18 protein-coding genes are annotated in these 24,236 nt (G+C 67.4%); 7 read left to right on the top strand and 11 right to left on the bottom strand.

What is annotated here, in order from left to right:
• Positions 1–209 precede the first annotated feature (209 nt).
• Positions 210–1,568 carry a hypothetical protein gene (locus tag AB0C27_RS27395; RefSeq protein ID WP_357848875.1) on the top strand — a complete coding sequence of 453 codons (1,359 nt, stop codon included), beginning with the start codon at positions 210–212 and terminating at the stop codon, positions 1,566–1,568.
• A gap of 65 nt (positions 1,569–1,633) precedes the next feature.
• Here the strand turns inward: AB0C27_RS27395 and AB0C27_RS27390 are convergent, their stop codons facing one another.
• The 6 genes from AB0C27_RS27390 to AB0C27_RS27365 form a co-directional block, all read right to left on the bottom strand.
• Positions 1,634–3,121 carry a hypothetical protein gene (locus tag AB0C27_RS27390; protein WP_357848872.1) on the bottom strand — a complete coding sequence of 496 codons (1,488 nt, stop codon included), beginning with the start codon at positions 3,119–3,121 and terminating at the stop codon, positions 1,634–1,636.
• Between the two features lie 176 nt (positions 3,122–3,297).
• Entirely contained in the window at positions 3,298–4,827 is a 1,530-nt protein-coding gene (locus AB0C27_RS27385) for a hypothetical protein (protein WP_357848870.1), read from the bottom strand.
• A gap of 434 nt (positions 4,828–5,261) precedes the next feature.
• Entirely contained in the window at positions 5,262–6,794 is a 1,533-nt protein-coding gene (locus AB0C27_RS27380; protein ID WP_357848867.1) for a hypothetical protein, read from the bottom strand.
• 497 nt (positions 6,795–7,291) lie between these two features.
• The gene (locus AB0C27_RS27375; RefSeq protein WP_357848864.1) at positions 7,292–8,455 is read right to left on the bottom strand and encodes a hypothetical protein; all 1,164 of its coding nucleotides are present in this window, start codon (positions 8,453–8,455) and stop codon (positions 7,292–7,294) included.
• 197 nt (positions 8,456–8,652) lie between these two features.
• Positions 8,653–9,843, bottom strand: coding sequence for a hypothetical protein (locus tag AB0C27_RS27370; RefSeq protein WP_357848862.1), 1,191 nt, complete (start codon positions 9,841–9,843; stop codon positions 8,653–8,655).
• A gap of 361 nt (positions 9,844–10,204) precedes the next feature.
• Positions 10,205–11,326, bottom strand: coding sequence for a serine protease (locus tag AB0C27_RS27365; RefSeq protein WP_346110331.1), 1,122 nt, complete (start codon positions 11,324–11,326; stop codon positions 10,205–10,207).
• A gap of 283 nt (positions 11,327–11,609) precedes the next feature.
• Here AB0C27_RS27365 and AB0C27_RS27360 point away from each other — a divergent pair, with 283 nt between their 5' ends.
• The 6 genes from AB0C27_RS27360 (at position 11,610) to AB0C27_RS27335 (ending at position 17,545) form a co-directional block, all read left to right on the top strand.
• Positions 11,610–13,040: an acetyl-CoA synthetase gene (locus tag AB0C27_RS27360; RefSeq protein WP_357848859.1), complete on the top strand. Its 1,431-nt coding sequence runs from the start codon at positions 11,610–11,612 to the stop codon at positions 13,038–13,040.
• 96 nt (positions 13,041–13,136) lie between these two features.
• Positions 13,137–13,391, top strand: a complete 255-nt coding sequence (locus AB0C27_RS27355; protein WP_357848856.1) for a hypothetical protein — start codon at positions 13,137–13,139, stop codon at positions 13,389–13,391.
• On the top strand, positions 13,378–13,803 hold the full coding sequence (locus tag AB0C27_RS27350; RefSeq protein ID WP_357848853.1) for a type II toxin-antitoxin system VapC family toxin: 426 nt from the start codon (positions 13,378–13,380) through the stop codon (positions 13,801–13,803). The genes AB0C27_RS27355 and AB0C27_RS27350 overlap by 14 nt, the downstream gene beginning before the upstream one ends.
• Before the next feature lie 47 nt (positions 13,804–13,850).
• Complete coding sequence (locus AB0C27_RS27345) at positions 13,851–14,738, top strand: hypothetical protein (protein ID WP_357848850.1); 888 nt, start codon at positions 13,851–13,853, stop codon at positions 14,736–14,738.
• Between the two features lie 914 nt (positions 14,739–15,652).
• Entirely contained in the window at positions 15,653–16,609 is a 957-nt protein-coding gene (locus AB0C27_RS27340) for a zinc-binding dehydrogenase (RefSeq protein ID WP_357848847.1), read from the top strand.
• 72 nt (positions 16,610–16,681) lie between these two features.
• Positions 16,682–17,545, top strand: coding sequence for an oxygenase MpaB family protein (locus tag AB0C27_RS27335; protein ID WP_357848844.1), 864 nt, complete (start codon positions 16,682–16,684; stop codon positions 17,543–17,545).
• A 141-nt stretch (positions 17,546–17,686) separates the two neighbouring features.
• On the opposite strand, the gene AB0C27_RS27330 is transcribed toward AB0C27_RS27335, so the two are convergent.
• The 5 genes from AB0C27_RS27330 to AB0C27_RS27310 form a co-directional block, all read right to left on the bottom strand.
• Positions 17,687–18,439, bottom strand: a complete 753-nt coding sequence (locus tag AB0C27_RS27330; protein ID WP_357848841.1) for a PadR family transcriptional regulator — start codon at positions 18,437–18,439, stop codon at positions 17,687–17,689.
• The gene (locus tag AB0C27_RS27325; protein WP_357848838.1) at positions 18,436–19,239 is read right to left on the bottom strand and encodes a DUF4097 family beta strand repeat-containing protein; all 804 of its coding nucleotides are present in this window, start codon (positions 19,237–19,239) and stop codon (positions 18,436–18,438) included. The genes AB0C27_RS27330 and AB0C27_RS27325 overlap by 4 nt, the downstream gene beginning before the upstream one ends.
• A gap of 196 nt (positions 19,240–19,435) precedes the next feature.
• Entirely contained in the window at positions 19,436–19,615 is a 180-nt protein-coding gene (locus AB0C27_RS27320; protein WP_357848834.1) for a DUF6104 family protein, read from the bottom strand.
• Between the two features lie 107 nt (positions 19,616–19,722).
• Positions 19,723–23,370, bottom strand: a complete 3,648-nt coding sequence (locus AB0C27_RS27315; RefSeq protein ID WP_357848831.1) for a multifunctional oxoglutarate decarboxylase/oxoglutarate dehydrogenase thiamine pyrophosphate-binding subunit/dihydrolipoyllysine-residue succinyltransferase subunit — start codon at positions 23,368–23,370, stop codon at positions 19,723–19,725.
• Positions 23,371–23,574: 204 nt separating this feature from the next.
• Positions 23,575–24,219, bottom strand: coding sequence for a phenylalanine--tRNA ligase beta subunit-related protein (locus AB0C27_RS27310; protein ID WP_357848828.1), 645 nt, complete (start codon positions 24,217–24,219; stop codon positions 23,575–23,577).
• Positions 24,220–24,236 lie beyond the last annotated feature (17 nt).

Below are 24,236 nucleotides of genomic sequence, written 5' to 3'. Positions count from 1 at the left end.
TGGGCCTTTCCCCACCCCCGGCCGGGGGGGTGTGTGGCCACCCCCCCCGCCGGGGGGGCGCGCGGCCCCCCGCCCCCCCCCCCCGCGGCGGGCGGCTTGGGATGGAGTTGGGGTGGACTTTGAGAACGGGCACAAATCCTTTACGCAAGGTGCTATAACTGTAGCTCTCTGTAATGATGTGGGCGCCGACTCCTGTGCCGAGGAGAGCGATGGAACGCGAGCCGAATCGACTGCTGCAGCACCTCATCGCGGAGGCGAGTTTCTCTCACAAGGGATTGGCCAGGCGCCTCAACGAGCTGGGTGTCGCACGCGGCGCACCAGGCCTCAAATACGACCACAGCTCCGTCCTGCGCTGGATCGGGGGTCAGAGGCCACGCGATCCGGTGCCATGCCTGCTCACCGAGATCTTCGCACTACGGCTCGGCAGGCCGGTCTCCGCCGAGGACCTCGGCATGCCGGCCGTCATCACCCCCCTCGATCTCGGGCAGGAGTTCACGCACACGTGGCAGGAGGGGATCGCGACCGTGACGGCGCTGTGGCGGGCCGATGTAGAGAGACGCAGATTCCTGATCGACTCGACGTTCGCGATAGGAGCAGGCTCCGTCGGAGCCGTACGCTGGCTGACATCGCCCGCTGAAGGGCGCCCGAACGGCATGGGGACACGGCGGGTGGGCCGTGCCGACATCGCCGCCATCCATGAGGTCACCCGATCCTTCGGTGAGCTCGACAATCGTTTCGGCAGCGGGCGCGTCAGGTCGTCCGTCGTCAAATACCTCGACACCGCCGTCTCCCCGCTGCTCAAGAACGGCTCGTACGGGCAGAGCACCGGCAGGCAGCTCGCCTCCGCGGCCGCGGAGCTGACCCGCCTGGCCGGCTGGATGGCCTACGACATGGAGCAGCACGGCCTCGCCCAGCGCTATCTGATCCAGGCCCTGCGCCTGGCCAGGGGCGCCGACGACCAGACCCTGGGCGGCGAGATCCTCGCCGGGATGGCGCACCAGGCCATCTACATCGGCCAGCCGGCCCATGCCCTCGACCTGGCCAGGGCCGCGCAGATGGCGGCCCGCAAGGCGGGGGTGCGCACTTTGCTCGCCTCCGCGCACGTCCTGGAGGCCCACGCGCACGCCGGCCTGGGCGACGCCCGCTCCTGCGGGGGGAGCCTGCACGAGGCCGAGCGCGCCTTCGACGTCCGCAGGCCCGACGACGAGCCCAAGTGGCTCAGCTACTTCGACGAGGCCTACCTGTCGGCGAAGTTCGCCCACTGCTTCCGCGACCTGGGGGAGGGCGAGCGGGTGGTGCGCCAGGCGCGGCGCTCGCTCGACATGGACTCCCGTTATGTCCGGGGCCGGATGTTCAACCTGTCGCTGCTGGCCGCCGGGCTGCTGCAGTGCGGGGAGCTGGAGGAGGCGTGCTCGGCCGCGGCCGGTGCGCTGGCTCTGGGGGGTGAGCTGCAGTCGGCCAGGTCGCGGTCCTACGCGGCCGATCTGCGGCGGCGGCTGGAGCCGTACAAGCAGGAGAAGCCCGTGATGGCGCTGCGCGAGCGCGCTCGCCAGCTCAGCCTCGTGTAGCTCGTGCAGGGAACGGAAAGGCCCGGGCCGTCATGGCCCGGGCCTGCCTGCCGATCACGTGGTGCTTACTTGAGCAGCTCGCCGTTCGGGCCCACGACGGACTTGGTCGCCGCGTAGTTGGCCTTGTTGTAGACGTCGGCGGTCTCGCCGTCGAAGATGGCCGAGCTGATGTAGTCGATCCGGCCGTTCTCGTCGTTGTCGTAGTACATGCTGGTCACGCCGTTGACGTAGCCGGTGCGCTTGGCGTTGTTGTACTTGAGCAGCCACGGGCCGCCGTCGGCGCCCGGGGTCATCGAGCACTTGAGCACCTGGTGCGTCTCGACCCTGAACGTGTTGACCTGCCAGCTCTTCGTGCCGGTCTTGCCCGCGCACCACTTCGGCGTGACGCCGCTGAAGGGACGGTCGCCGTCGGGGTGCGAGGCGCTCGGGTAACCGAAGACCGTGACCGGCTGGTTGAGCGGCTGGTTCCAGGAGAAGCCCTGACCGCCGACGACGTCGCCGAGTCGGCCCATGTCCTTGGCGATGCCGAGGATGTAGCGAGCCTCGTAGTACTTACGCTCGGTGCCCGGCTTCACCCACTTCTGGGTGTAGTAGTGGATGACCGTGTAGTTGCCGCGCTTGTCGGGGCCGGTGCCCTTGTCGCCCGGGCCCTTGTAGGCCTGCCACTGCGTCTTCGTGAGGTGCTCCACGACCGGCTCGCCGAACTTGAAGCCCTGGCCCCGTCCGGTCCTGGCGGCGGCGTAGGCCTGCTTGGAGACCTCGACCTTCTCCACCACGGCGTCCGGGTGGTCGGGACCGGCCAGCTGGGCGTCCTTGGCGCCCACGGACCAGCAGTGGCCCAGGTTGAGCTGGCACTTGCGGAACTCCTCCGCGCTGACTTCGCGCGGCTTGACCCACTTGTCGCCGGCGAACTCCTTGAACTCCTTCCAGGAGACCTCCTTCTCGGCGCCCAGCATGAAGCCGTTGTGCACCGCGACGAAGGCGTAGTCGCCGTCGTAGTCGTCGTAGGTGTCGAGGTCGTACGCGGTGAAGGCGTAGGCACCGACGTAGACGCCCCAGGGGGCCCGGCCCTGGTAGTAGCCGGGGATGAAGATCCACTTCTGGTAGACGTCGTCGCCGTGCTCGTAGACGCAGTGGCCGGCGGTGGCCACCAGGTTGCGGTTACGGGACTGGATGGAGGTGGCCGAGCACCAGCGGTACTGGCTCTTGGAGTCGAGGAAGAAGACCTTGCCGATGGTCTTGGGCAGGTTGACGTTCTTCGAGGCGCCGGCCTTGGCGGTGGTGGTGGGGCCGGTCATGCCGGGCTTGCCGTCGGGGGCGCCCTTGCTGCCCGTGCTGACGAGCTTGGGAACCTGCTTGGAGTCCAGGTTGTACTGAGTGGCCTTCTTGAGCGCGGCCCCGTTGGAGTCGAGCCAGAAGGCGGCAGCTCCGTAAGCGTCGGCCGGCTTCGGGAGGAGGTTGTCGGTCGCCCAGTTGGGCGCGGCGTTGGCGGGCGGGGCGAGGACGGCGGCGCTCAGGCCGACAGCGGCGAGGGGGACGAGCAGGCGCTTCACGGAAGGACTCCACAGTTGTCAAAAAGGGTGTAAAAACCCTATCGACCCATTGGTCACTCTAGTAAGGGGTTTCGCGCAATTTCCAGCAGAAAGGCCGAAGGGCCCGGCTGGCAGCCGAGCCCTTCGGGTGAAGCATGCGAACGATGACTAGGTCGTCGTTCTTGTCCTGCTGGGAACTACTTGACGAGCTTGCCGGACCACGACTTGGACGCGGCGCTGTAGATCGCGGCCGTCTCACCGTCGAAGTACGGCGAGGTGATCGTGTCGTAGCGCTTGTTCTTGTCGCTGTCCATGACCAGGCTCGTGACACCGTTCACGTAGCCGAGGCGCTTGGCGTTGCTGTACTTGAGCAGCCACGGGCCACCCGCGTAGCCACCGGTCACGGCGCACTTCAGGGAGATGTGCTCCTCGACCTTGAACTCGGGGGCCTTGGTGACGTTCTTGCCAGTCTTGCCGTAGCACCACTTCGGCGTGACACCGGTGTAGGGCTTGTTACCGTCCGGGTGCGCACCCTGCGGGTAACCGAAGGTGCGGACGTACTTGCCGGTCGGCTGGTTCCACGCGAAGCCCTGGCCACCGACGTTGTCGCCGAGACGGCCACCGCTCTTCAGCTCGCGACCAACGATGTTGGGCTCGAGACGGACGAAGCGGGCGACCTTGCCGGGCTTGAACCACTTCTGCACGTAGTAGTGCGTGATGGTCCAGTTGCCGCGGACGTCCTTGCCGACCGTTGCCGGGTACTTGAACTTGTTGCTGTTCTGGGCCTTCTTGTACGCGATGGCCTCGTTGAGGGTCACGTTCTCGACGACGGGCTCGCCGAACTTCTTGCCGTTACCCTGGCCGACACCAGCGGCGTCGTAGAACTTCTGGCTGACCTCGAAACGGTCGACCACAGCGCCGGGGTAGTCCGGGCCGGTGGCCTCGTCGGCCTTGCCCGGGTCCACGTCGTAGTAGTCGGTGGTCGCGGGGTCGAGCTTGCCCTTCTTGTACTCGGCCTCGGTGACCTCGACGTCCTTGACGAACTTCTCGCCCTGGTACGCCTCGTAGGTCTTCCAGTCCACAACCTTCGAGGACTTCTCGACACCCGCGAGGGCGTCGTAGACGGTCACGAAGGCGTAGTCACGGTCGAAGTCCTCGTAGACCTCGAAGTCGTAGTGGGTGAAGGCCTGCTTGCCCACGTAGATGCCGAACGGCGTCTTGCCCTGGTAGTAGCCGGGCACGAAGACCCAGCGGGACACGACTTCCTTGTTCGCCGCGATGTCGTAGACGCAGTGGCCGGCGGTGGCGACCAGGTTGCGGTACTGCGACTGGATCGAGGTGCCGGAGCACCAGTACAGCTTGCCGTCACGGCCCTCGAAGAAGACCTTACCGATGGACTTCGGCAGGTTCACGTTCTGGGTCTTGGCGACGGTCTTCTTCTCCTCGCCGATGGGCGCGGTGACCCCCGGCTTGGTGTCCGCGCTATAGCCACCACCGCGGACGATCTTGTCGACCTCGAGAACGTCGGGGCTGAAAGCCACGGCGCCCTTGAGGGCGGCGTTGTTGGACTTGGTCCAGAACTCCACGACCTCTTCGGCCTGGGCCTGCGTCTTGGCGAGATCGGCGTTCTCGATGACGTTGTCAGCCTGCGCCGTGCCGGCGAGACCGGCAGCGAGGAGACCAGTGGCCAGAATGGCGCCACCGGCCGGGAGGAGGATGCGCTTCAAGGTAACTCCTTGCGCTGTCGTGGAACGCCTCTTGCGTCCCATGCGTCAGTAAAGGGATAGCCAGGAACATACAGTGTCGATCTTGAGCTCGGGTAGCCGATCTGAAAGGAAAAGTCGCGACAAGCCGGGCGTGATCGTTCTGTGATGTTTAAAAGGCTGATGCGCAGGAGCTGTGTGAAGCTTCGGATGTCACCATTTGGCCTGATCAACATAAGGATGTTGTCAAAGTGGCCATGGGTACGGAGACGTCCTCTTGATCCGGTCTTGCGAAGCGATGTGACGCAGATCACATCGACTTGATGGCACCGTCTGGGCGTCTCATGCGTCCAACCGCCTTCACTTCGCCGGAGAAAAGCAGAGGGGCCCGGCAATATGCCGGGCCCCACGCTCGCAACAGTTAGACGTACGGTCAGGGACCGGTCGCTAGCTGCTACTTAGACGATCTTGCCGGACCACGAAGCGGCCGCGGCCTTGTAGACGGTGTTGGTCTCGCCGTCGAAGTACGGCGACGAGATGTAGTCCACGCGGCCATTGTTGTCCTGGTCGTTGAAGGTGCTGGTGACACCGTTCACGTAGCCGAGACGCTTGGCGTTGCTGTACTTGAACAGCCACGGGCCACCGTCGGCGCCCTCGGTCATGGCGCACTTGAGAGCGACGTGCTCCTCGATCTTCTTGGCGGCGGAGCCGACAAGCTTCTTCGAGGTCTTGCCGTAGCACCACTTGGGCGTGATGCCGGTGTAGTTCTTGTTGCCGTCGGGGTGCGCGCCGGCCGGGTAGCCGAACACGCGGACGTCCTTGCCGGTCGGCTGGTTGTACGCGAAGCCCTGGCCGCCGACGTTGTCGCCGAGGCGACCAGCGTCGAGGGTGGAGCCGTCGACGATGAAGAAGACGGTCTTGTAGAACTTCGTGTCCGTGCCGGGCTTGTACCACTGCTGGACGAAGAAGTGCGTGATCGTCCAGTTGCCGCGACGGTCCTGCTGGACCTTCGCCGGGTACTTCTCCGCGTCCTGCGCCTGCTTGGCCTTGTAGGCGGCGGCCTCGTTGTCGGTCACGATCTCGGTGATGGGCTCACCGAACTTGCGGCCGTTGCCCTGACCCACGCGAGCCGTGCGGTAACGGGCCTCGGAGACCTCGACCTTGCCGACGACGGCGCCGGGGTAGTCGGGGCCGGTCGCCTCAGGCGCCGAGCCACGCTTCGCCCAGTAGGCCTCGGTCCGGGTGGGGTCGAGCTTGCCCGCGCGGAACTCCTCGCGGCTGATCTCGACGTCCTTGGCGTCCTTGATGCCCTGGTACTTGTCCCACTCGGCCTTGGAGACCTGCTTGGCCGTGCCACCCTCGACCTTGACGCCGTTGTAGACGGTGACGAACGCGTAGTCGCGGTCGTAGTCCTCGTAGACGTCGAAGTCGTAGTGGGTGAAGGCCTGCTTGCCGACGTAGATGCCCCAAGGAGCACGGCCCTGGTAGTAACCGGGGACGAAGACCCACTTGGACATGACGTCCGAGTTGGTGGCGGTGTCGTAGACGCAGTGCCCGGCCGTGGCGACCAGGTTGCGGTACTGCGACTGGATGGAGGTGGCGGAGCACCAGCGCTTCTCGCCCTTGCTGTTGACGAAGAACACCTTGCCGATGGTCTTCGGCAGGTTGACGTTCTGCGTCTTGGCGGTGCTCTTCTTCTCCTCGCCGATCGGCGCGGTCACGCCGGGCTTGGTGTCGGCGCTGTAGCCGCCCTTGCTCTGCAGGCGGGCGACGTCGGTCTTGCTGTCCCAGACGTTGGACTCCTTGGCGGCCTTGAGGGCAGCGCCGTTGTTCTCCGCCCAGAAGTCCGCGATGGCCTTCGCGTTGGCAGCGGACGTCGCCATGTTGTCCTTGGCGACGTCGGTGTCAGCCGAGGCCGTACCGGCGAGGCCGGCGGCCAGAAGGCCGGTGGCCAGAAGGGCGCCACCGGCGGGGATGAGGATGCGCTTCAAGGGAACTGCTCCTTGCTCTGTCGTGGGTCGCAACATGCGTCCCATGCGTCAGTAAAGGGATAGCAAGGAACATAGCGTGGTGATCTCCGCAGGTGGAACCCGGTTTGGCGGATCGGGTAGACGCCCTTACCGCCGTGACCTTTCCGTTACCAGTCAGAGATCTTCGCGCGCCGTGATGTGAAAGTTACGTTTGCGCAGGGTGTGAGTGGGTTATCGCTTACGGCACGAAAGTTCCGTTAGCAGTCGTCGCAGAGCGTAGTCGGTTATATGTGACTCAGATCACAGGAACCAGATTTGGGCCTGCCCCGTCTAAGTTCGCCCGATCCTCACAGGTGATCTTCAGGATCGGGCCGGAAGCGTTCAGATCCGGGCTCCTGCGGGCGCTTCTCGTCGGCCCGCACGGGCTTCCCAGGGCCTCTGAGATCCCTTGCGCGGGGCCTGGAAACGCGAACGAGGGCCTCGGTGAGAACCGAGACCCTCGTCTGCTCGCGCGTGACTTACTTGTACAGCTCCCCGTTCGGGCCGACGATCTTGCCCGACCAGACGTTCTTGGCCGCGTTGTAGACGCCGGCCGTCTCACCGTCGAAGTACGGCGAGGTGATGTAGTCGATCCGGTCGTTGCCGTCCTGGTCGGCGAACGTGCTGGTGACGCCGTTCACGTAACCGAGGCGCTTGCCGTTGCTGTAGTTGAGCAGCCAGGGCCCACCGTCGAAGCCGGGCGTCACGGCGCACTTGAGGCCGATGTGCTCCTCGATCTTCAGCCAGGACGCGCCCACCGCCTTGGAGGTGGTCTTGCCGTAGCAGTGCTTCGGCGTCACGCCGCTGTACGGCCGGTTGCCGTCAGGGTGCGGCGCCGACGGGTAGCCGAACGCGCGCACCGCCTTGCCCGTGGCCTGGTTCCAGGCGAAGCCCTGACCGCCGACGTTGTCGCCCAGCCGCCCCGCGTCCTTGGACAGCAGGATGTAGTGGTGGCCGCCCCACGACCGCTTCGGGCCGGTGAAACGCTGGTAGTCCTTGCGGTTGACCTGCTTGACACCGTTGAACTGGATGCCGTTGTAGACGGTGACGAACGCGTAGTCGCGGTCGTAGTCCTCGTAGGTGTCGAAGTCGTAGTGGGTGAAGGCCTGCTTGCCGACGTAGATGCCCCACGGCGTCTTGCCCTGGTAGTAGCCGGGGACGAAGACCCACTTGTCCAGCGTGGAGGAGTTGCTGTCGGTGTCGTACACGCAGTGGCCGGCCGTGGCGACCAGGTTGCGGTAGTTCGACTGGATGGAGGTGGCCGAGCACCAGCGGAACTTGCCGTGGGTGTCGACGAAGAAGACCTTGCCGACGGTCTTGGGCAGGTTCACGTTCTGGGACGAGCCGGTGGATCTGGACTCGCCGGTCGGCGCCGTGAGGCCGGGCTTGCCGTCGGGGGTGTAGCCGCCCTTGGAGACGACCTTCCGCACTTCCTTCGAGTCCCACGTGTACTGCGTCGCGGACCGGAGCGCCTTGCCGTTCGAGGCCAGCCAGAAGGAGGCGACGGAGACGGCGTCGGCGGAGTTGCGGGCCATCGGGTCGTGGGCGATGTCGTTGTCGGCCTGCGCCGTGCCGGACAGGCCGGCGGCGAGCAGACCGGTCGCCAGGAGGGCGCCGCCGGCGGGGAGGAGGGTTCGCTTCAAGGTAACTCCAGGTTGCGCTGACATGAGGCGCCTCGTGCACCTCCGAAATTCAGCTAATGGACAGCCCGGAACCTACAGCTTTGACCGTGTTCGTGTGACGCACGGGAAGATCGTGTCAGCGGTGGGAGCGTGGCCCGTGATCTCGCCGGGATGAAGAAGCCGCTGATCACGCCAAGTGACCAGCCGGTAACTATGACTTACGTCACATTTGACACGGTGGACTGTGCCGCCGCCCGGCGGTAGACCTCTCCGGTCGTGGTGTCGAAGTAAGGCGACGACACCGCGTCGTAGCGGTCTCTGGCGTCCCTGTTCCAGGTCAGGCTGTTGACGCCGTTGAGGCTACCGAGCTTGCGGTTCTTGTCGTAGCCGATCACCCAGGGGCCGCCGCTGGCGCCGTGGCTGAAGTCGCACGGCTGAAGCTCGACGCCCTTCTGCAGGTCGAGGCCGGGGGCCACGGTGTAGCGGGTGCTGCGCTCGGGGCACTCCAACAGCGTCTTGCCGTCGAACGGGCGCGAGCCGTCGGGCTGCGCGCCCGCCGGGTAGCCGAAGGGCCTGGCGGTGTACGAGCCGGGCTTCTTGTTCAGCTCGATCCCCAGGCCGCCCACGTTGTCCTGGAGCCGGCCGACGTCCTGCATGACGTAGTCGCCGTTCTTGGCGACCCAGGTGAACCCGCGGTTCACCGTGACGAAGGCGTAGTCGTAGTCGTAGTCGACCTTGCCCATCCAGTCCTCGTGCAGGCTGATCGAGGCGCCCACGTAGATGCCGTCAGGCGTCTCGCCGTTGGTGCCCGGGTTGGGGACGAAGATCCAGTAGTCGGCGGGCTTGGCCTGGCGCGAGTCGTACGCGCAGTGCGCGGCCGTGGCGACGACGCTGCGGTTCTTGGCGGCGATCGAGCTGGCGGAGCACCAGTACTCCTTGTCGCCGAAGCGGAAGAAGACCTTCCCCATGGTCATCGCGGAGCCCTTGCGCGGCAGCGCGGGCGCGACGCTCTGAGCGGCGATCGATCGCCGCACCCCGGCCACGGGGTTGGCGGGGGCGGCCGCGGCGGCGGTCGAGCTCGCCGGGGCGGCGGCGCCGGGGGTGGCCGGGCTGTAGCTGTCGCTCTTCTTCAGGCGGTCGGGCTTCCAGTAGTTCGCGACCCGCTTGACGTCCGCGACCGTCCTGGCCAGCGGGACGGCGTACACCTTGCTGATGGGAGCGGCGGCGGTGCTGCTCGTGACGGCGCTCGTTGTGACGGTGCTCGTGGTGATGGCGCTTCCCGCTGCGGTGTATCCCGTGGCGCTGTGAGCGTTCCACGCGGCGGCGGTGGCGGTCCCCGTGAGGGCGGGCAGCATCAGCAGCGAGCTGCTCAGCGCAGCCGCCGCTAGGTGCCGGGCCCGGGGGATCATGAAATGCGCCTTTCTTGGGGTTGTAAGGGTGGATTTTTCCAGATGTACAGACTGTATTGCAGCTTGGATAGAGATTCGTTACCTGATCAAGGGTGCATCGTGAACTATAAGGACACTGTCAGCCGAACACTCCCGATACACGTTAATGATCATTAGCGAGTTGGCATAGTCGCAGGTCAGGCGGGGTTCGGTTGCGTATGTCCGTGCGCGCTAATGCGCGCATTCCCGGCCATGATCAGGATCGTTCCAGTGGCGCACGCCACGTCGCCGCGGCCCCATTCCCGGCCCAGGGGAAGGCCCCGGATCCACTGGGGAACCGGGGCCCGGGTGCAGGCTCGCTCAGTGCTAGCTCGCTGCTCGATCAGCGCCAGTTGCCGGTCCAGCGGTTGGCGGCGGCCTTGTAGACCTTGTAGGTGTCGGTGTTGAAGTACGGCGACGAGATGTGGTCGTACCGGTCGTTGCCGTCGGTGTCCCACGCGACGCTGTTGACGCCGACGAGGTAGCCGGTGCGCGACGCGCTCTTGTAGTTGTAGATGAACGGCCCGCCGCTCGCGCCGGCGGTGAAGGAGCACTTGAAGCCGATGTGCTCCTGGAGGTTGTACTTCCTGGCCTCGGGCATCGGCTTGGTCTTGCCGTAGCAGTACTTCATGGTGCGGCCGGTGAACGGCTTGTCGCCGTCGGGGTGCTCGCCCGCCGGGTAGCCGAAGGAGAACACGTTCAGCTTGGTGCTCCGGTTCCAGGTGAAGCCCTGGCCACCGACGTTGTCACCGAGCCGGCCGACGTTCTTGACCGTCCACTTCCACTTGCCGCCGACCTTCTCCCACTTGACCTTGATGCCGTTGAAGACGTTGACGAACGCGTAGTCGTAGTCGTAGTCCTCCTTCACCACGAAGTCGTCGTGCGCGTTGAACGTCTTGGCGGCGTAGATGCCGTAGGGCGCCTTGCCCTCCCAGACCTTGTCGCCGTCCCAGTAGGACGGGATGAAGATCCAGTTGTCGTAGAAGGTGTTCTTCTTGGTGTCGTACACGCAGTGGGCGGAGGTCGCCACGAGGTTGCGGTACTTGCTCTGCACCGAGCTGGCCGAGCAGTAGCGCCAGTTCTTCGGGTTGCGCGGGTCGGCCTTGGGCAGCGTGAAGAAGACGCGGCCGACCGTGTTGGGCAGGTTGACGTGCTTGCTCTTCTTGGACTTCGTCTTCTCCGCGCCGATCGGCGGAACGGAGCCTGCGGGACCGTCGGGGGAGTCGTTCCTGCCCTTGACGCCCTTGGTGGACAGGTCGACGCCGTCGTCGTAGTCGGTGGCCAGCTTGATGCGGTCCGGCGTCCAGAACTGGACCGCCTGCTCAGCAGGGGTGGCCGAGTTCCTGGACACGACGTCCGAGGGTGCGGTCGCGCTCGCCGCGCCGCCGCTGACCATTCCCGCCGCCAGCCCGATGGCCACGAGGCCGGCGAGGGGGATCGCGATGCGCCTTGCTCGGGAATTCATGGAGCTCCTCTCAGCTTTCGGCGGCCCAGAGCGGGGTACTGCGCCCCGGTGGGCCAGGAAAACGTTGGGAACGTTAATGAACGGCCCGATCCGGCCGCCAGGAAACGACGCGAAAAAGCATGAGCCGGTTCCATTCCGTTATAGAAATAGCGAGTTCGCATGTATTCTGAATTAGCATTTCCGCAGATCAACGGCCTGATTTATTTTCTCTGACCACAGCGGTAACGCCAATTATCAAGCGCCACTCCTTATCAACCGAACCTTGTTCTGGTTAGATGGCGGCATGGACCCTCGCACGCCCTGTCTCATTGGCATCGCCCAACTCACCATTCGCGAACAGCCGGGCCCTGAACCGCTGGATCTGTGGGAGTCGGTCGCCCGCGCCGCCGCGGATGACGCGCGGCTGCCCGTCGGGCGGCTCGACTCGATCCAGATCGTCCACACCGACTCGTGGCAGTACGACTCGCCGGTCGGCCGCCTCGCCGAGCGCCTCGGCGCCACTCTGCGCCACCAGGTCTACTCCAAGGTCAGCGGTACGGCTCCGCAGTTGCTCATCGGCGCCGCCGCAGCCGGGATCGCGGCGGGCGAGCTGGAGTCCGCGCTGGTCACGGGGGCCGAGGCGCTGGCCACGCGGCGGGCGTACCGGAAGGCGGGCGAGCACGCGCCGTGGAGTCACCCCGCCGACCCGCGGCCTCCGTACGGGTGGGAGCGGCCGCCGCATCCCTCGGCGCTCGCGCACGGGCTGTTCTTGCCGGTGCACACCTATCCGATCATGGAGACGGCGCGGCGGGCGGCGATCGGGCTCACCATCGAGGAGGAGATGCGCGAACGGGCCCGGATCATGGCCCCGATGACCGAGGTGGCGGCGGCGAACCCGCACGCCTGGCGCCGGGTCGCGCGCTCCCCTGACGAGCTGCTCGACCGCTTCGTCGGCTGGCCGTACACCAGGAGCACCGTGGCCGTGCTGGAGGTGGACCAGGCGGCGGCCGTCGTCCTGGCCAGCTCGCGACTGGCCGACCGGCTCGGGGTGCCCCAGGATCGGCGGGTCTACCTGCGTGGATGGGCGTACGCGGAGGACACCTGGGAGGTGGCGGCGCGGCCCGAGCTCGGCTCCTCGCCGGCCATCGCCGCCGCCGCGCGGGCCGCGTTCGAGCGCGCCGGGCTCGGGCTGGACGACATGCACGCACTCGACCTCTACAGCTGTTTCGCGATCGCGCTGCGGCAGGCGTGCGACGCGATCGGGCTCGACCCGCTGGACCCGCGCGGGCTCACGGTCACCGGCGGGCTGCCGTACGCGGGCGGGCCGGCCAGCGACTACGTGCTGCACTCCACGGCGACGATGGCGGGGCTGCTGCGGGCCCAGTCGGGGCATGGGCTGGTCACCGGGGTGGGGATGCACCTGACCAAGCACACGTACGCGGTGTGGTCGAGCTCGCCGGGCGGGCGGCTGGGCCGTGCCTCGCCGGTGCACACGTCCGAGGAGGTGCCCATCGTGGCGGCGTACGAGGGGGCGGGGAAGGTGGCCGGCTACTCGGTGGCGCACGGGCCAGGGGGTGCGGCCGAGAAGGGGTTCCTGGTGGTGGAGGTGCCAGGAGGGCGGGCTTACGCGGTGGTGGAGGAGGCGGACCTGCTCGCGGAGGCGGAGGGGCGGGAGCTGGTGGGGCAGGAGGTGCGGGTGGCGACCGATGGGAAGGTCAATGTGGCCTCCTGGTGACTTAAACTTGGCATCAAATCTGTGACCGAGTGACTACTATCCGGTGTTGACATTTTTATGTCAGCGGCGGACGCTGGAGTCATGCGGAGGACAACGGTGCGCATCGACGAAACGCTCCTCAACGAGGCGAAGGCGTACGCGGCGAAAAACGGACGAAGTCTCACCTCAGTCATGGAGGATGCCTTGCGACAACTCATCAACCGTTCCACGGAAGTGGCGGAGCGACCCCGCGTCGAGCTCCCGCTCTCCGGACCCGACTCCGGGCCCACACTGGCCTGGGCCGAGGTCAAGGAGCTTCTCGGCCAGGACGACATCCAGAAGGTGCTGGGGGCCGGCCATGCGCATGCTTGACACCAACGTGCTCTTCAACGCGCAACGACGCGACGCACAGCACCATGAGCAGTGCCACGCCGTCCTCCTCGACCTCCTCAACGGTGACGAGGCCTACGCGGTCAGTGACTTCGCGCTCAGTGGCTTCATCCGTACGGTGACGGATCGCCGCATTCCAGGTCACACCTCGTTCGAGGTCGCGCGCGAGTTCGCCGACATCGTTCGCCATCAACCGCATGCGGTCGTCGTGCACGCCGGCCCGCGGCACTGGGAGATCTTCGTCAAGCTCTGCCGCGGCGCCGGTGCGCAAGGCCGCCTCATCCCAGACGCCTACCTCGCCGCACTCGCCATCGAGCACGGTTGTGAATTCGTGACCTGCGATCAGGATTTCGCCAAGTTCGAGGGCTTGCGCTGGAGGTCGCCCCTGAACTGAACTGGAGTTCAAGGGCGCAAGCCGGCACCGACTCGGCTAGGAACGTCGTGGCGGAACAGTTCGACGTCATCGAAGCAGGCGAGCGCGGCCGCCGCCGGTGGACAGGGCTGCTGGTGGTGCTGGCGTTCCTGCTCATCCCCGTTATCGGCCTGCTCGTGAGCCGGGACCCCGAGCCCGAAGCCGAGCCCCCTGCCGCGACCGCGACCCCTGAGCCCATCAGATCCCTGACCCGGCTGGACAACGCACCCAACATCGTCAACCCGCCCGCCGTGCGCAAGCAGGGGGACGAGGTCATCCAGGTGGTGTTCCCGCACGGCGTGCGGGCCGAGGTGCGTTATCCGGCCGATCTGGATCTCGACGACATGGGGTCGCGGCCGTTCCATGGAGCCTGGGTGGAGGGCCGCTTCCGCCAGTTCGTCGCCCCGTACGGCGGTCAGTTGGAGGTCACCCGCGGCGGGCAGCCGATCAGAAACTACGCCTCCAACGTGACCCTCTGGCCACGCCAGGCCGGCAGTGGCTTCTACGGTCAGGTGCTGCTGTTCGAGTTCGGTCCGTGGCGGCTGGCGATGTACGACCGGGGAGAGGGGCTGACGTTCGACCAACGGCTGTCGCTGGCCCGCAATCTGCGCGGGCGGGTGACCAAGGACGGCTTCCTCGTCCTGTCGGCGCGGCGCGACATCCGGCTGACCAGACCGGGGGAGCAGGTCCAGGGCCATCCGGTCGGACCGCAGCTGTGGTTCGGCGGCGGGGCGGGGCAGATGGTGGCCCTCGTACCGACACCCGACTGCGCCGACAACCGCGCCCTACCGGACGTCATCGAAGGCCGGGGCCGCCCGAGCGAGACGGTGTGCCGCGGCGACATGCTGATCGCCGTTACCGGCTCGACGGAGTTCAGGAAGCAGGCGATCGAAGGGATCCGGGTCACGGTCAAGTGACCCTACGCACTGGTCGGGGGCGTCGGGGACCTGCCGGATGCTTACCGGGTAGCGCTGGGGGAGCATCGGGCGGTTGCTGGGTAGTGCCGAGAGCTTGCCGGGCAGTACCAGGCGCGTCGGTCGGGCAGCGCTGCGGGTCTGTCGGGTGTCCGTCGGGTGGTGCTGCGGATTTGGTGGGTGCCCGCTGTCGGGTGGCGTTGGGCGGGGACGGGCTCGGTCGGGTGTTTGGTGGGCAGCGCTGGGTCTGCCGGGTGGCGTTGGGTGGAGCCGGGCTCGGGAGTTGGGGTGTCGGGGCAGTGCCGGGCAGTTGTCGGGTGGTGTTGTGGGGCGTCCGCCGAGCAGTGCAGCGGATTTGGTATCGCGTGGGGTGTGTGGTGGTGTGCGTGCTGCCTGCGCTGCTGCCGCTTGCTGTTGGCCTGCTGCCCGGGGAGGTGTCGTGCAGTGCCGGGATTTGTCGCCAACCTCAACACCACCCCCCCCGCCCCCAAAAGCCCCCACTCAACAGTCCCCCAACCGACCCCCACCCCATCAACGCCACCCGCCAAACGCCCGCCAGCCCCAGCGCCACCCACCAAACACCCACCGAGCCCTGCTCCACTCAACGCCACCCGCCAAACGCCCGACAGATTCTGCGTCACCCGGCCGCCGCTCTACGATCCCCAGCATCGCCGACCAAGACCCCACGCTGCGCGGCCTCGCCCAGCGGGCACCAAATCCGCACACCATCCGGCGGACACCCAACAGACCCAACTTCGCTCGACAGGAACCCGGCGTAGCACCGCCCGACGAATGCCCACCAGTCAGCGACAACGCCCGACACACCCGGCACTGGTCAGCGAAAACCTGGCCGCCACCCAGCAAGCGCTCTGGGAGGGTGACGGGGTGGGGTGATCGGGTTGAAGTAGGGTGCGGCCATGTTCGCCGTAACCGCCACACAGACCGATCCCGACAACCCGCTCGCCGGCCTGACGCTGGGCGAGCGTCCCGAGCCGAAGGCGCCGGACGGGTGGACGACCGTCTCGGTGCGGGCCGCCGCGCTCAACCACCACGACGTGTGGACGCTCAAGGGCGTCGGCATCCGGCAGGACCGGCTGCCGATCGTGCTCGGCTGCGACGCCGCCGGCGTGGACGAGGACGGCAACGAGGTGATCGTGCACTCCGTGATCGGCACCGGTGCCGATGAGACGCTCGATCCCAAGCGCACGCTGCTGTCCGAGCAGCACGACGGTACGTTCGCCGAGCGTGTGGCGGTGCCGCGCCGCAATCTGGTGCCCAAGCCGGCCTCGCTCAGCTTCGAGCACGCGGCCTGCCTGCCGACGGCGTGGCTGACCGCGTACCGGATGTTGTTCGACAAGGCTGGGCTGGAGCCCGGCTCCACCGTGCTGGTGCAGGGGGCCGGCGGCGGCGTCGCGACCGCGGTGATCGCGCTCGGACGGGCCGCCGGCTACCGGATCTGGGCCACCAGCCGTTCGGAGAGCAAGCGGGAACGGGCTCTGCAACTGGGCGCCGACCAGGTCTTCGAGCCGGGTGCGCGGCTGCCGGAACGGGTGGACGCGGTCATGGAGACCGTCGGCCAGGCCACCTGGGATCACTCGCTCAAGTCGCTCAAGCCCGGCGGGCGCATCGTCGTCTCCGGCGCCACCAGCGGCGCGGTTCCGCCCGCCGACCTGAACCGGGTCTTCTTCCTGCAGTTGTCCGTGATCGGTTCCACGATGGGGACGCGGGAGCAGCTCGGGCGGCTGGCGGTGTTCCTGGAGCAGACGGGGCTGCGGCCGGAGATCGACCGGGTGCTGCCGCTGACCGAGGCGCGCGACGGGTTCGCCGCCATGGCGTCGGGGGAGATCTTCGGAAAGATCGTCTTTACCGTCTGAATAAGTGATGGGTTACTTCTGGCGCTTCCGGGTGATACAAGAGGTAGTGGTTGTGTCACCCGGGAGGTTGTCATGATGCACATCGAGCCCTTCGGCCCAGGTTCGATGCACTGGGACACGACCGGCGAATACCGCAACCTGCTCGTGGCCGGCAGCGCGCTGGTGCTCCAGACCATGCATCCGGCGGTCGGCGCGGCGGTGGCCGAGCACTCCACGTACAAGGACGACCCGTGGGGGCGGCTGGAGCGCACGCTCGTGTCCGTGCAGAAGTGGGTGTACGGCGGCGCCGACGGCCCGGCCGAGGGGCGGCGGCTCAGGGAGCTGCACAAGCCGATCAGCGGAGTGGACGAGAGCGGCCGGCCCTACCACGCGCTGAACGGCGAGGCATGGGCATGGGTGCATCTGTCGCTGTTCGAGCGGTTCATCGTGCTCAACCGCTATTTCGGCACCCCGTTCACGCGCGACCAGGAGCGGCGCTTCTACGCCGAGTCGCGGCAGCTCGGCGCGATCCTGCGGGTGCCCGAGCGGGAGCTGCCCGAGGACCTGGACGCGTTCTGGCGCTACTTCGACCGGATGGTGGCCGAGCGGCTGGAGGCGCATCCGACCGCGCTCGACGTGCTCTCGGTCATGCGCGGCACCCCGGCGCCACCCGGGCTGCCCGCTCCGCTGCGCCGGTTGTGGACGCCGGTGGGTGCCGGGGCGGGTGAGTTCAACTATTTCCTCACGGTCGGCACCCTGCCGTCCGCCGTACGACGGAAGCTCGGCCTGCGCTGGACGGGCCGCGAGGAGCGGCGGCTGCGGCATCTCGGGCACGCGGTGGCCATGCTGACCCCGCGCCTGCCTGAGCGTCTGCGCTACATGCCCATCGCCTACCACGCCCGCAAGGCGGCCCGCGCCTCCCGCCGCCCCGACCGAAACCACCTCCGCTCCGCCTGAAGGTGGTTTTGAAGGGTTCTCTGCGGGTTGTGGCTTGCCGGACGGGCCTGGGGAACGCCGACTCCCTTTCGTTTCGTCGGACGTGGGGAGCAATCGGATCCGCGCCCGGTTCGCCTGGGCGTGGATGAGGCTTGGGCGGGGTCAGCGGTCGAGGATGTCGTGGATGGTGCGGCTGGTCTCGTGCAGTGTCGTACGCAGTTCGTCCAGCTGCTCCGGGGTGAGCCGGGCCTGTGACGCCTCCTCGCGGACCTGGGCGACGAAGTCGGCCAGCAGTTCGCCCAGCTCGGCGTCCAACGCGGCCCTGTTGGCCGGTGAGCCGGACGGCTGGCCGCCGAGTGTGGCCCAGACCTCCGACCAGATCCGGCGCCACTCCCCGCTGAGCCGCTCGCCCTCGTCCTGCCAGTGGGTGGCGTGTTCCATCCACTGGCGCTTCTGCTGCTCCCTGAGGCGCCTGATGTCCTCTTTCTGCTTCTGGCGCAGTCGCCTGGTGTCCTCGGCAGCGCCCGTACGGACGTCCTTGGCCATCCGGGTCAGCTCGTCGCGCAGCGACTTGACCGTGTCGCGGACGTCCTCCTTGACCTCGCGGGCGATGTCGCGCACCGAGGCGGAGATCTCCTGCTCCAGGTCGTCGAGCTCGTCGAGCCGGGCGTTCAGCTCCTCGCGCCCCTTGTCGGTGATCGAGAACACCTTCTTGCCCTCGACCACCTCGTGCGTCACCAGGCCCTCCTCCTCCAGGCGGGCCAGACGCGGATAGATCGTGCCGGGAGAGGGCGAATAGACGCCGAGGAAGCGGTCCTGGAGCAGCCGGATGACCTCGTAGCCGTGGCGCGGGCTCTCTTCCAGCAGCTTGAGCAGGTACAGCCGGAGCCGGCCGTGACCGAAGACAGGGCTCATTCCTTCTCTCCCTTGAGCAGCGTGACCTCGCCGGAGACCGTGATCGCCGACAGCGAGGCCATGCCGCCACCCAGCCGTCCCGACATCGTCTTGGAGCCGGGGTTGTTCGTGTTGGACAGTCCGTCGAAGGTGCTGACCAGTCGGCCGGAGGTGGATCTGAAGCTGACGTCCGCCTCCACGTTCTTGGGCAGCCTGACCAGGATGTCACCAGAAACACTGTTGAGTGTCACGTGACCCGTGGGACGCAGGAGGAGATCGGCGGTGATGCGGCCGGAGACGCTGTTGGCCTTCAGCCGGCGCGGCGTGCCGTGGGCCACGGTCAGGTCGCCCGAGACGCTGACGAACGACAGGTCGCCGCCCAGCGCCCGGCTCTCCACGGCGCCCGAGACGGTGTTGGCGGCCACGTCGCCGCTGACGCCGTCGAGCACGATGTCGCCGGAGACGCTCTTGATGTTCGTGACCTTCTCGAACCCGGCCACCAGCGCGGGCGCGGTCACCACGCCCGCCTTGACCCGGCAGTGCTTGGGCACGGTGATGGACAGGACCGTTCTGCGCTTGTCCCGGCGCAGCCAGCCGAGCAGGCCGTCCCAGGTGAGGTCGCGATAGGCGATGGTGAGCTCTTTGTTCGCCTCGTCGTAGGTGACCAGGAGCGGGGAGGCGGAGTCGAACTCGGCCACCTCCAGGGTGGGTGGGCCGTCGCTGGCCAGCACGTCGAGGCGGCCGGCGACGATGCGCACGTCGAGTGAGTCCACGTCGCCGAAGGTCAGTTGCCCCGGCTCTTCGATCGTCCACTGCTGCATGCTCCGCCGGCCCTCTCTTGTGGGTACGCTCCTACATAAATCACGATATGTCGCGTTGGCGGCAAACTCAAGATGTATCGCGTTGTGGAGTGCGGGTGAGGGCAGCCGACATTGCAGGACCAACCGGTGCGACCCTGTCGGGTGACGGTGGCCGTGCTGTGGCAAAGGCCGTGCTATTCACGGAGAAGGGCGGGAATCAGTCGTCGTCCTCGTCGTCCAGGCGGGCCAGCCACGTGGCCAAGCGCTCGATCGGAGTCTCGAACTCCGGGTTGAGGTCGACGAACTCGCGCAGCCGCTCCCCGAGCCACAGCAGGCTGACCTCTTCCTCGCCCCGCCGCTCGACCAGCTCCTCGATCCCCCGATCGGTGAAGTACATCGTTCTCCCCTTTCCAACCGCCGGGCCCGGAAAGGGGCCTGGATGTGACGTGACCGGACATAGCAGCGAGCCCCCGGCGAGTACCGGGGGCTCGCTGGTAAGACGGCTCAGCCGAAGATCTGGTGCTGGATCTCTTCGAGCTCGGTGTCGTGCGAGTTGTGCGAACCCGTCGCCGGCGAGCTGTTGGGCCTGCGCGACACGCGCCGCACGGACCGTCCGCCCAGTGTCCCCGGGTCCTCGGCCAGCTTGAGGGTCAGGTACGGCCACGGCCCCATGTTGGCCGGCTCGTCCTGGGCCCACACCAGCTCGACCTGGTCGCCGTAGCGCCCCAGCTCGGCCGCCAGCTCGTCCGACGGGAACGGGTAGAGCCGCTCCAGCCGCACGAGGGCGACGTCGTCACGGCCCGACTTGTCGCGCGCCGCGGCCAGCTCGTAGTAAAGCTTGCCGGAGGTGAGCACGACCTTGGTCACCTTGCCGGGGTCGACGGTGGTGTCGCCGAGGACCGGCTGGAAGGTGCCCGAGGTGAAGTCGGCCGCCTTGGAGGTGGCCGCCTTGTGGCGCAGCAGCCACTTGGGCGTGAAGACCACCATCGGCTTGTGCCGCTCCGACTCCACCTGCCAGCGCAGCAGGTGGAAGTAGTTGGCCGGAGTGGTGGGCTGCGCGACCGTCATGTTGTCGAGCGCGCAGACCTGGAGGAAGCGCTCGATGCGGGCGGAGGAGTGGTCGGGGCCCTGGCCCTCGAAACCGTGCGGCAGCAGCAGCACGACCGAGGACTTCTGACCCCACTTCTGCTCGCCCGACGAGATGAACTCGTCGATGATCGTCTGGGCGCCGTTGACGAAGTCGCCGAACTGCGCCTCCCAGAGGACCAGCGCGTCGGGACGGACCACGCTGTAGCCGTATTCGAAGCCCAGCGCCGCGAACTCGCTGAGCAGCGAGTCGTAGACGTAGAACTTCGTGGTGCCGTGGTTGAACGTCTTGAGCGGCGTGTGGTCGGCGCCGGTCATCCGGTCCACCAGGACGGCGTGGCGCTGGGTGAACGTGCCGCGCCGGGAGTCCTGGCCGACCAGGCGCACCGGGTGGCCGTCGATCAGCAGCGAGCCGAACGCCAGCGTCTCGCCCATCGCCCAGTCGATCGCGTCCTGCTCGACGCTCTGACCGCGGCGCTGCAGCACCGGCGCGAGGCGCGGGTGCGGCGTGAAGCCCTCGGGCAGGTTGAGCTGGGTGTCGACGATGCGCTTGAGCGTCTCGTCGCTGATCGCGGTCGGCGTGTCCTCGTGGGACCACTTGACGACCTCGGTCGGCGGCACCCGCATCGCGCCCGCCTCCAGCGGCTTCTTCGCCGCCTCGCGGGTCTCGGTGAACGCCTGCTCCAGCTTGGCCTGGTAGTCGCGCAGCGCCTGCTCGGCCTCTTCGACCGTGATGTCGCCGCGGCCGATCAGGGCCTCGGTGTAGAGCTTGCGGGTCGAGCGCTTGGCGTCGATGAGGTCGTACATCAGCGGCTGGGTGAAGGCGGGGTTGTCGCCCTCGTTGTGGCCGCGGCGGCGGTAGCAGATGAGGTCGATGACGACGTCCTTGCGGAACGCCTGGCGGTATTCGTAGGCCAGCTCGCCCACGCGTACCACGGCCTCGGGGTCGTCGCCGTTGACGTGGAAGATCGGCGCCTGGATCATCCGCGCCACGTCGGTCGCGTAGACCGAGGAGCGGGAGGAGGCGGGCGAGGTCGTGAAGCCGACCTGGTTGTTGACCACCACGTGCACGGTGCCGCCGGTGCGGTAGCCGCGCAGCTGCGACAGGTTGAGCGTCTCGGCCACGACGCCCTGGCCGGCGAAGGCCGCGTCGCCGTGGATGAGGACCGGCAGGACCGTGAAGCCCTCCTCGCCGCGCTCCAGCAGGTCCTGCTTGGCGCGGACCACGCCTTCGAGCACCGGGTCGACGGCCTCCAGGTGGGAGGGGTTGGCGACCACGGACGCGGTGATGGTCTTGCCGCTCGGCGCGGTGAACTCGCCGCTCGCGCCCAGGTGGTACTTCACGTCGCCCGAGCCGTGCGCGGTGCGCGGGTCGATGTTGCCCTCGAACTCGCCGAAGATCTGGGCGTAGGACTTGCCCACGATGTTGGCCAGCACGTTGAGCCGGCCGCGGTGGGCCATGCCGATGACGACCTCGTCGAGGTCCTCGTCGGCGGCGTCGCTGATCACCGAGTCGAGCAGCGGGATCAGGGACTCGCCGCCCTCCAGCGAGAAGCGCTTCTGGCCGACGAACTTCGTCTGCAGGAACGTCTCGAACGCCTCGGCGGTGTTGAGCCGCGACAGGATGTTGAGCTGCTCGTCGCGCTCGGGCGACTTGTGCGGCTTCTCCACCCGCGCCTGGATCCAGGCCCGCTCCTCGGGGTTCTGGATGTGCATGTACTCGATGCCGACGGTGCGGCAGTAGGAGTCACGCAGCACGCCCAGGATCTCGCGCAGCTTCATCAGCGGCCGGCCGCCGAAGCCGCCGGTGGCGAACTCGCGCTCCAGGTCCCACAGCGTCAGGCCGTGTGACTGGATGTCGAGGTCGGGGTGCTTGCGCTGCTTGTATTCGAGCGGGTCGGTCTCGGCCATGAGGTGCCCGCGCACGCGGTAGGCGTGGATGAGCTCGATGACGCGCGCGGACTTGGCCACGTCGTCGTCGTGGGAGGCCGAGATGTCCTGGACCCAGCGGACCGGCTCGTACGGGATCCGCAGCGCCTCGAAGATCTCGTCGTAGAAGCCGTCCTCGCCGAGCAGCAGCCGGTGGATCTGCCGCAGGAAGTCACCCGACTGGGCGCCCTGGATGATCCGGTGGTCGTAGGTGCTGGTCAGCGTCATGACCTTGGAGACGGCCAGACGCGAGAGCGTGTCGGGGGAGGCCCCCTGGTATTCGGCCGGGTATTCCATCGCGCCGACGCCGATGATCGTGCCCTGGCCGGGCATGAGGCGCGGAACGGAGTGGACCGTGCCGATGGTGCCGGGGTTGGTCAGCGAGATCGTGGTGCCGGCGAAGTCGTCGACGCCCAGCTTGCCGGAGCGAGCCTTGCGGACGACGTCTTCGTAGGCGACCCAGAACTGCCGGAAGTCCATCTCCTCCGCGCCCTTGATGGAGGGCACGAGGAGCTGGCGGTCACCGTTGCTCTTCTGCACGTCGATGGCCAGGCCGAAGCCGACGTGCTCGGGCTTGACCAGGGTCGGCTTGCCGTCGATCTCCGCGTAGGAGTAGTTCATCTCCGGCATGGCGCGCAGCGCCTTGACGATCGCGAAGCCGATCAGATGGGTGAAGGAGATCTTGCCGCCACGGCCCCGCTTCAGGTGATTGTTGATCACGATGCGGTTGTCGATGAGCAGCTTGGCCGGGATGGCCCGCACACTGGTCGCCGTCGGAACCGTCAGTGACAGGTCCATGTTGGCGGCCGTGCGTGCGGCGGCGCCGCGCAGCTTGACCTCTTCGGCGCCCTTGGGCACCGCGGCGGCCGGCTGCTTCGGCTTCTCGGCCACGGGCTGCGCCTTGGGCGCCACCTTGGCCGGTGCCGTTGGAGGCGGCGCGGTGACAGTGCCGTTCGCCGCCTCCCTGACCGGGGTTCGGCCCGGTCCGTAATCAGGGTTGTAGTCAGCGAAGAAGTTCCACCAGGCCTTGTCGACAGACTCGGGATCTTGGAGGTACTTCTGGTACAGCTCGTCGACAAGCCACTCGTTCTGACCAAAGCTTGCCAGCGGGTTTGTCCGCGACGACTCAGACGACACGGCGGAAATCGCCCTCTTCCGCAGATCGGCGTTGATGTTAGAGAACCTGTCCAAGGCTACTCGCCCGGACTGGCAACGCGCGCCGAAGAGCCCGCGCCGCCTCGAACGATCCTCTCAGGACAGCGCGGAGAGGTCACGCTCGCCTAGTCAATCCGGGTAGTGCGCCATTTATTACTCTTTGGTATCAACGTCGATGCCTGAGGTTTATTTCCCGCCAGAAAGCAGCCTGGTGGTGATCCGTACCTCTGGGGACAACTCGGACAGGAGGTCCGCCAGCTCCTCGCCGGCCTGCTTGAGCTCCTCCAGTGACATGGGTTCCAGGCGTTCGAGCAGGAAGATCGCGTTGGTGGTCTCCTCGGTGAGGCGCGTGCGCACCACCTGGCGCCAGTTCCACCGGCGGCAGGTGACGCCGGCGTCGTCGCGCCAGATCACCTCGCCGGGCTCGGGCTGCCCGAGCGCCTCCTCCGACGGCTCGTCGCCGGCGGCCCTGACCAGCCGGGCCGGGCCGACGTAGCGGTCGAGGTCCTCGCCGCCGATGGGCAGCGCGTGCTTGACGCTGATCGAGTTGTACGCGTCGACCGCGCGGTTGATCTCCGGCAGCGGCATGCGGCGGGTGAGCGCGTCGACCGAGGGCCGGGTGCGCTGCGGCTTGGCGCCGAAGGCGCGGTAGGCGTCCTTCCAGGCGTCGATCTTGTCCGTCTGCACCTCCACCTCGGACGCCTCGGCCAGCCAGGCCCGGGTGCGGTCGTCGGTGGGCCCGTTGTTCAGGCCGTGCGCGGTCATGACCAGCACCGCGAAGTCGGGTCGCAGGGCGAGGACGGAGTCGTCCACCCAGATGTCGTCGAGCATCCCCACAGTTTAGAAGC

Source organism: Nonomuraea sp. NPDC048882 (assembly GCF_040649755.1).
GTDB lineage: Bacteria > Actinomycetota > Actinomycetes > Streptosporangiales > Streptosporangiaceae > Nonomuraea > Nonomuraea maheshkhaliensis.
The sequence above is the reverse complement of the archived record's forward strand: the minus strand, read 5'-3'. Positions and strand labels throughout refer to the sequence as shown.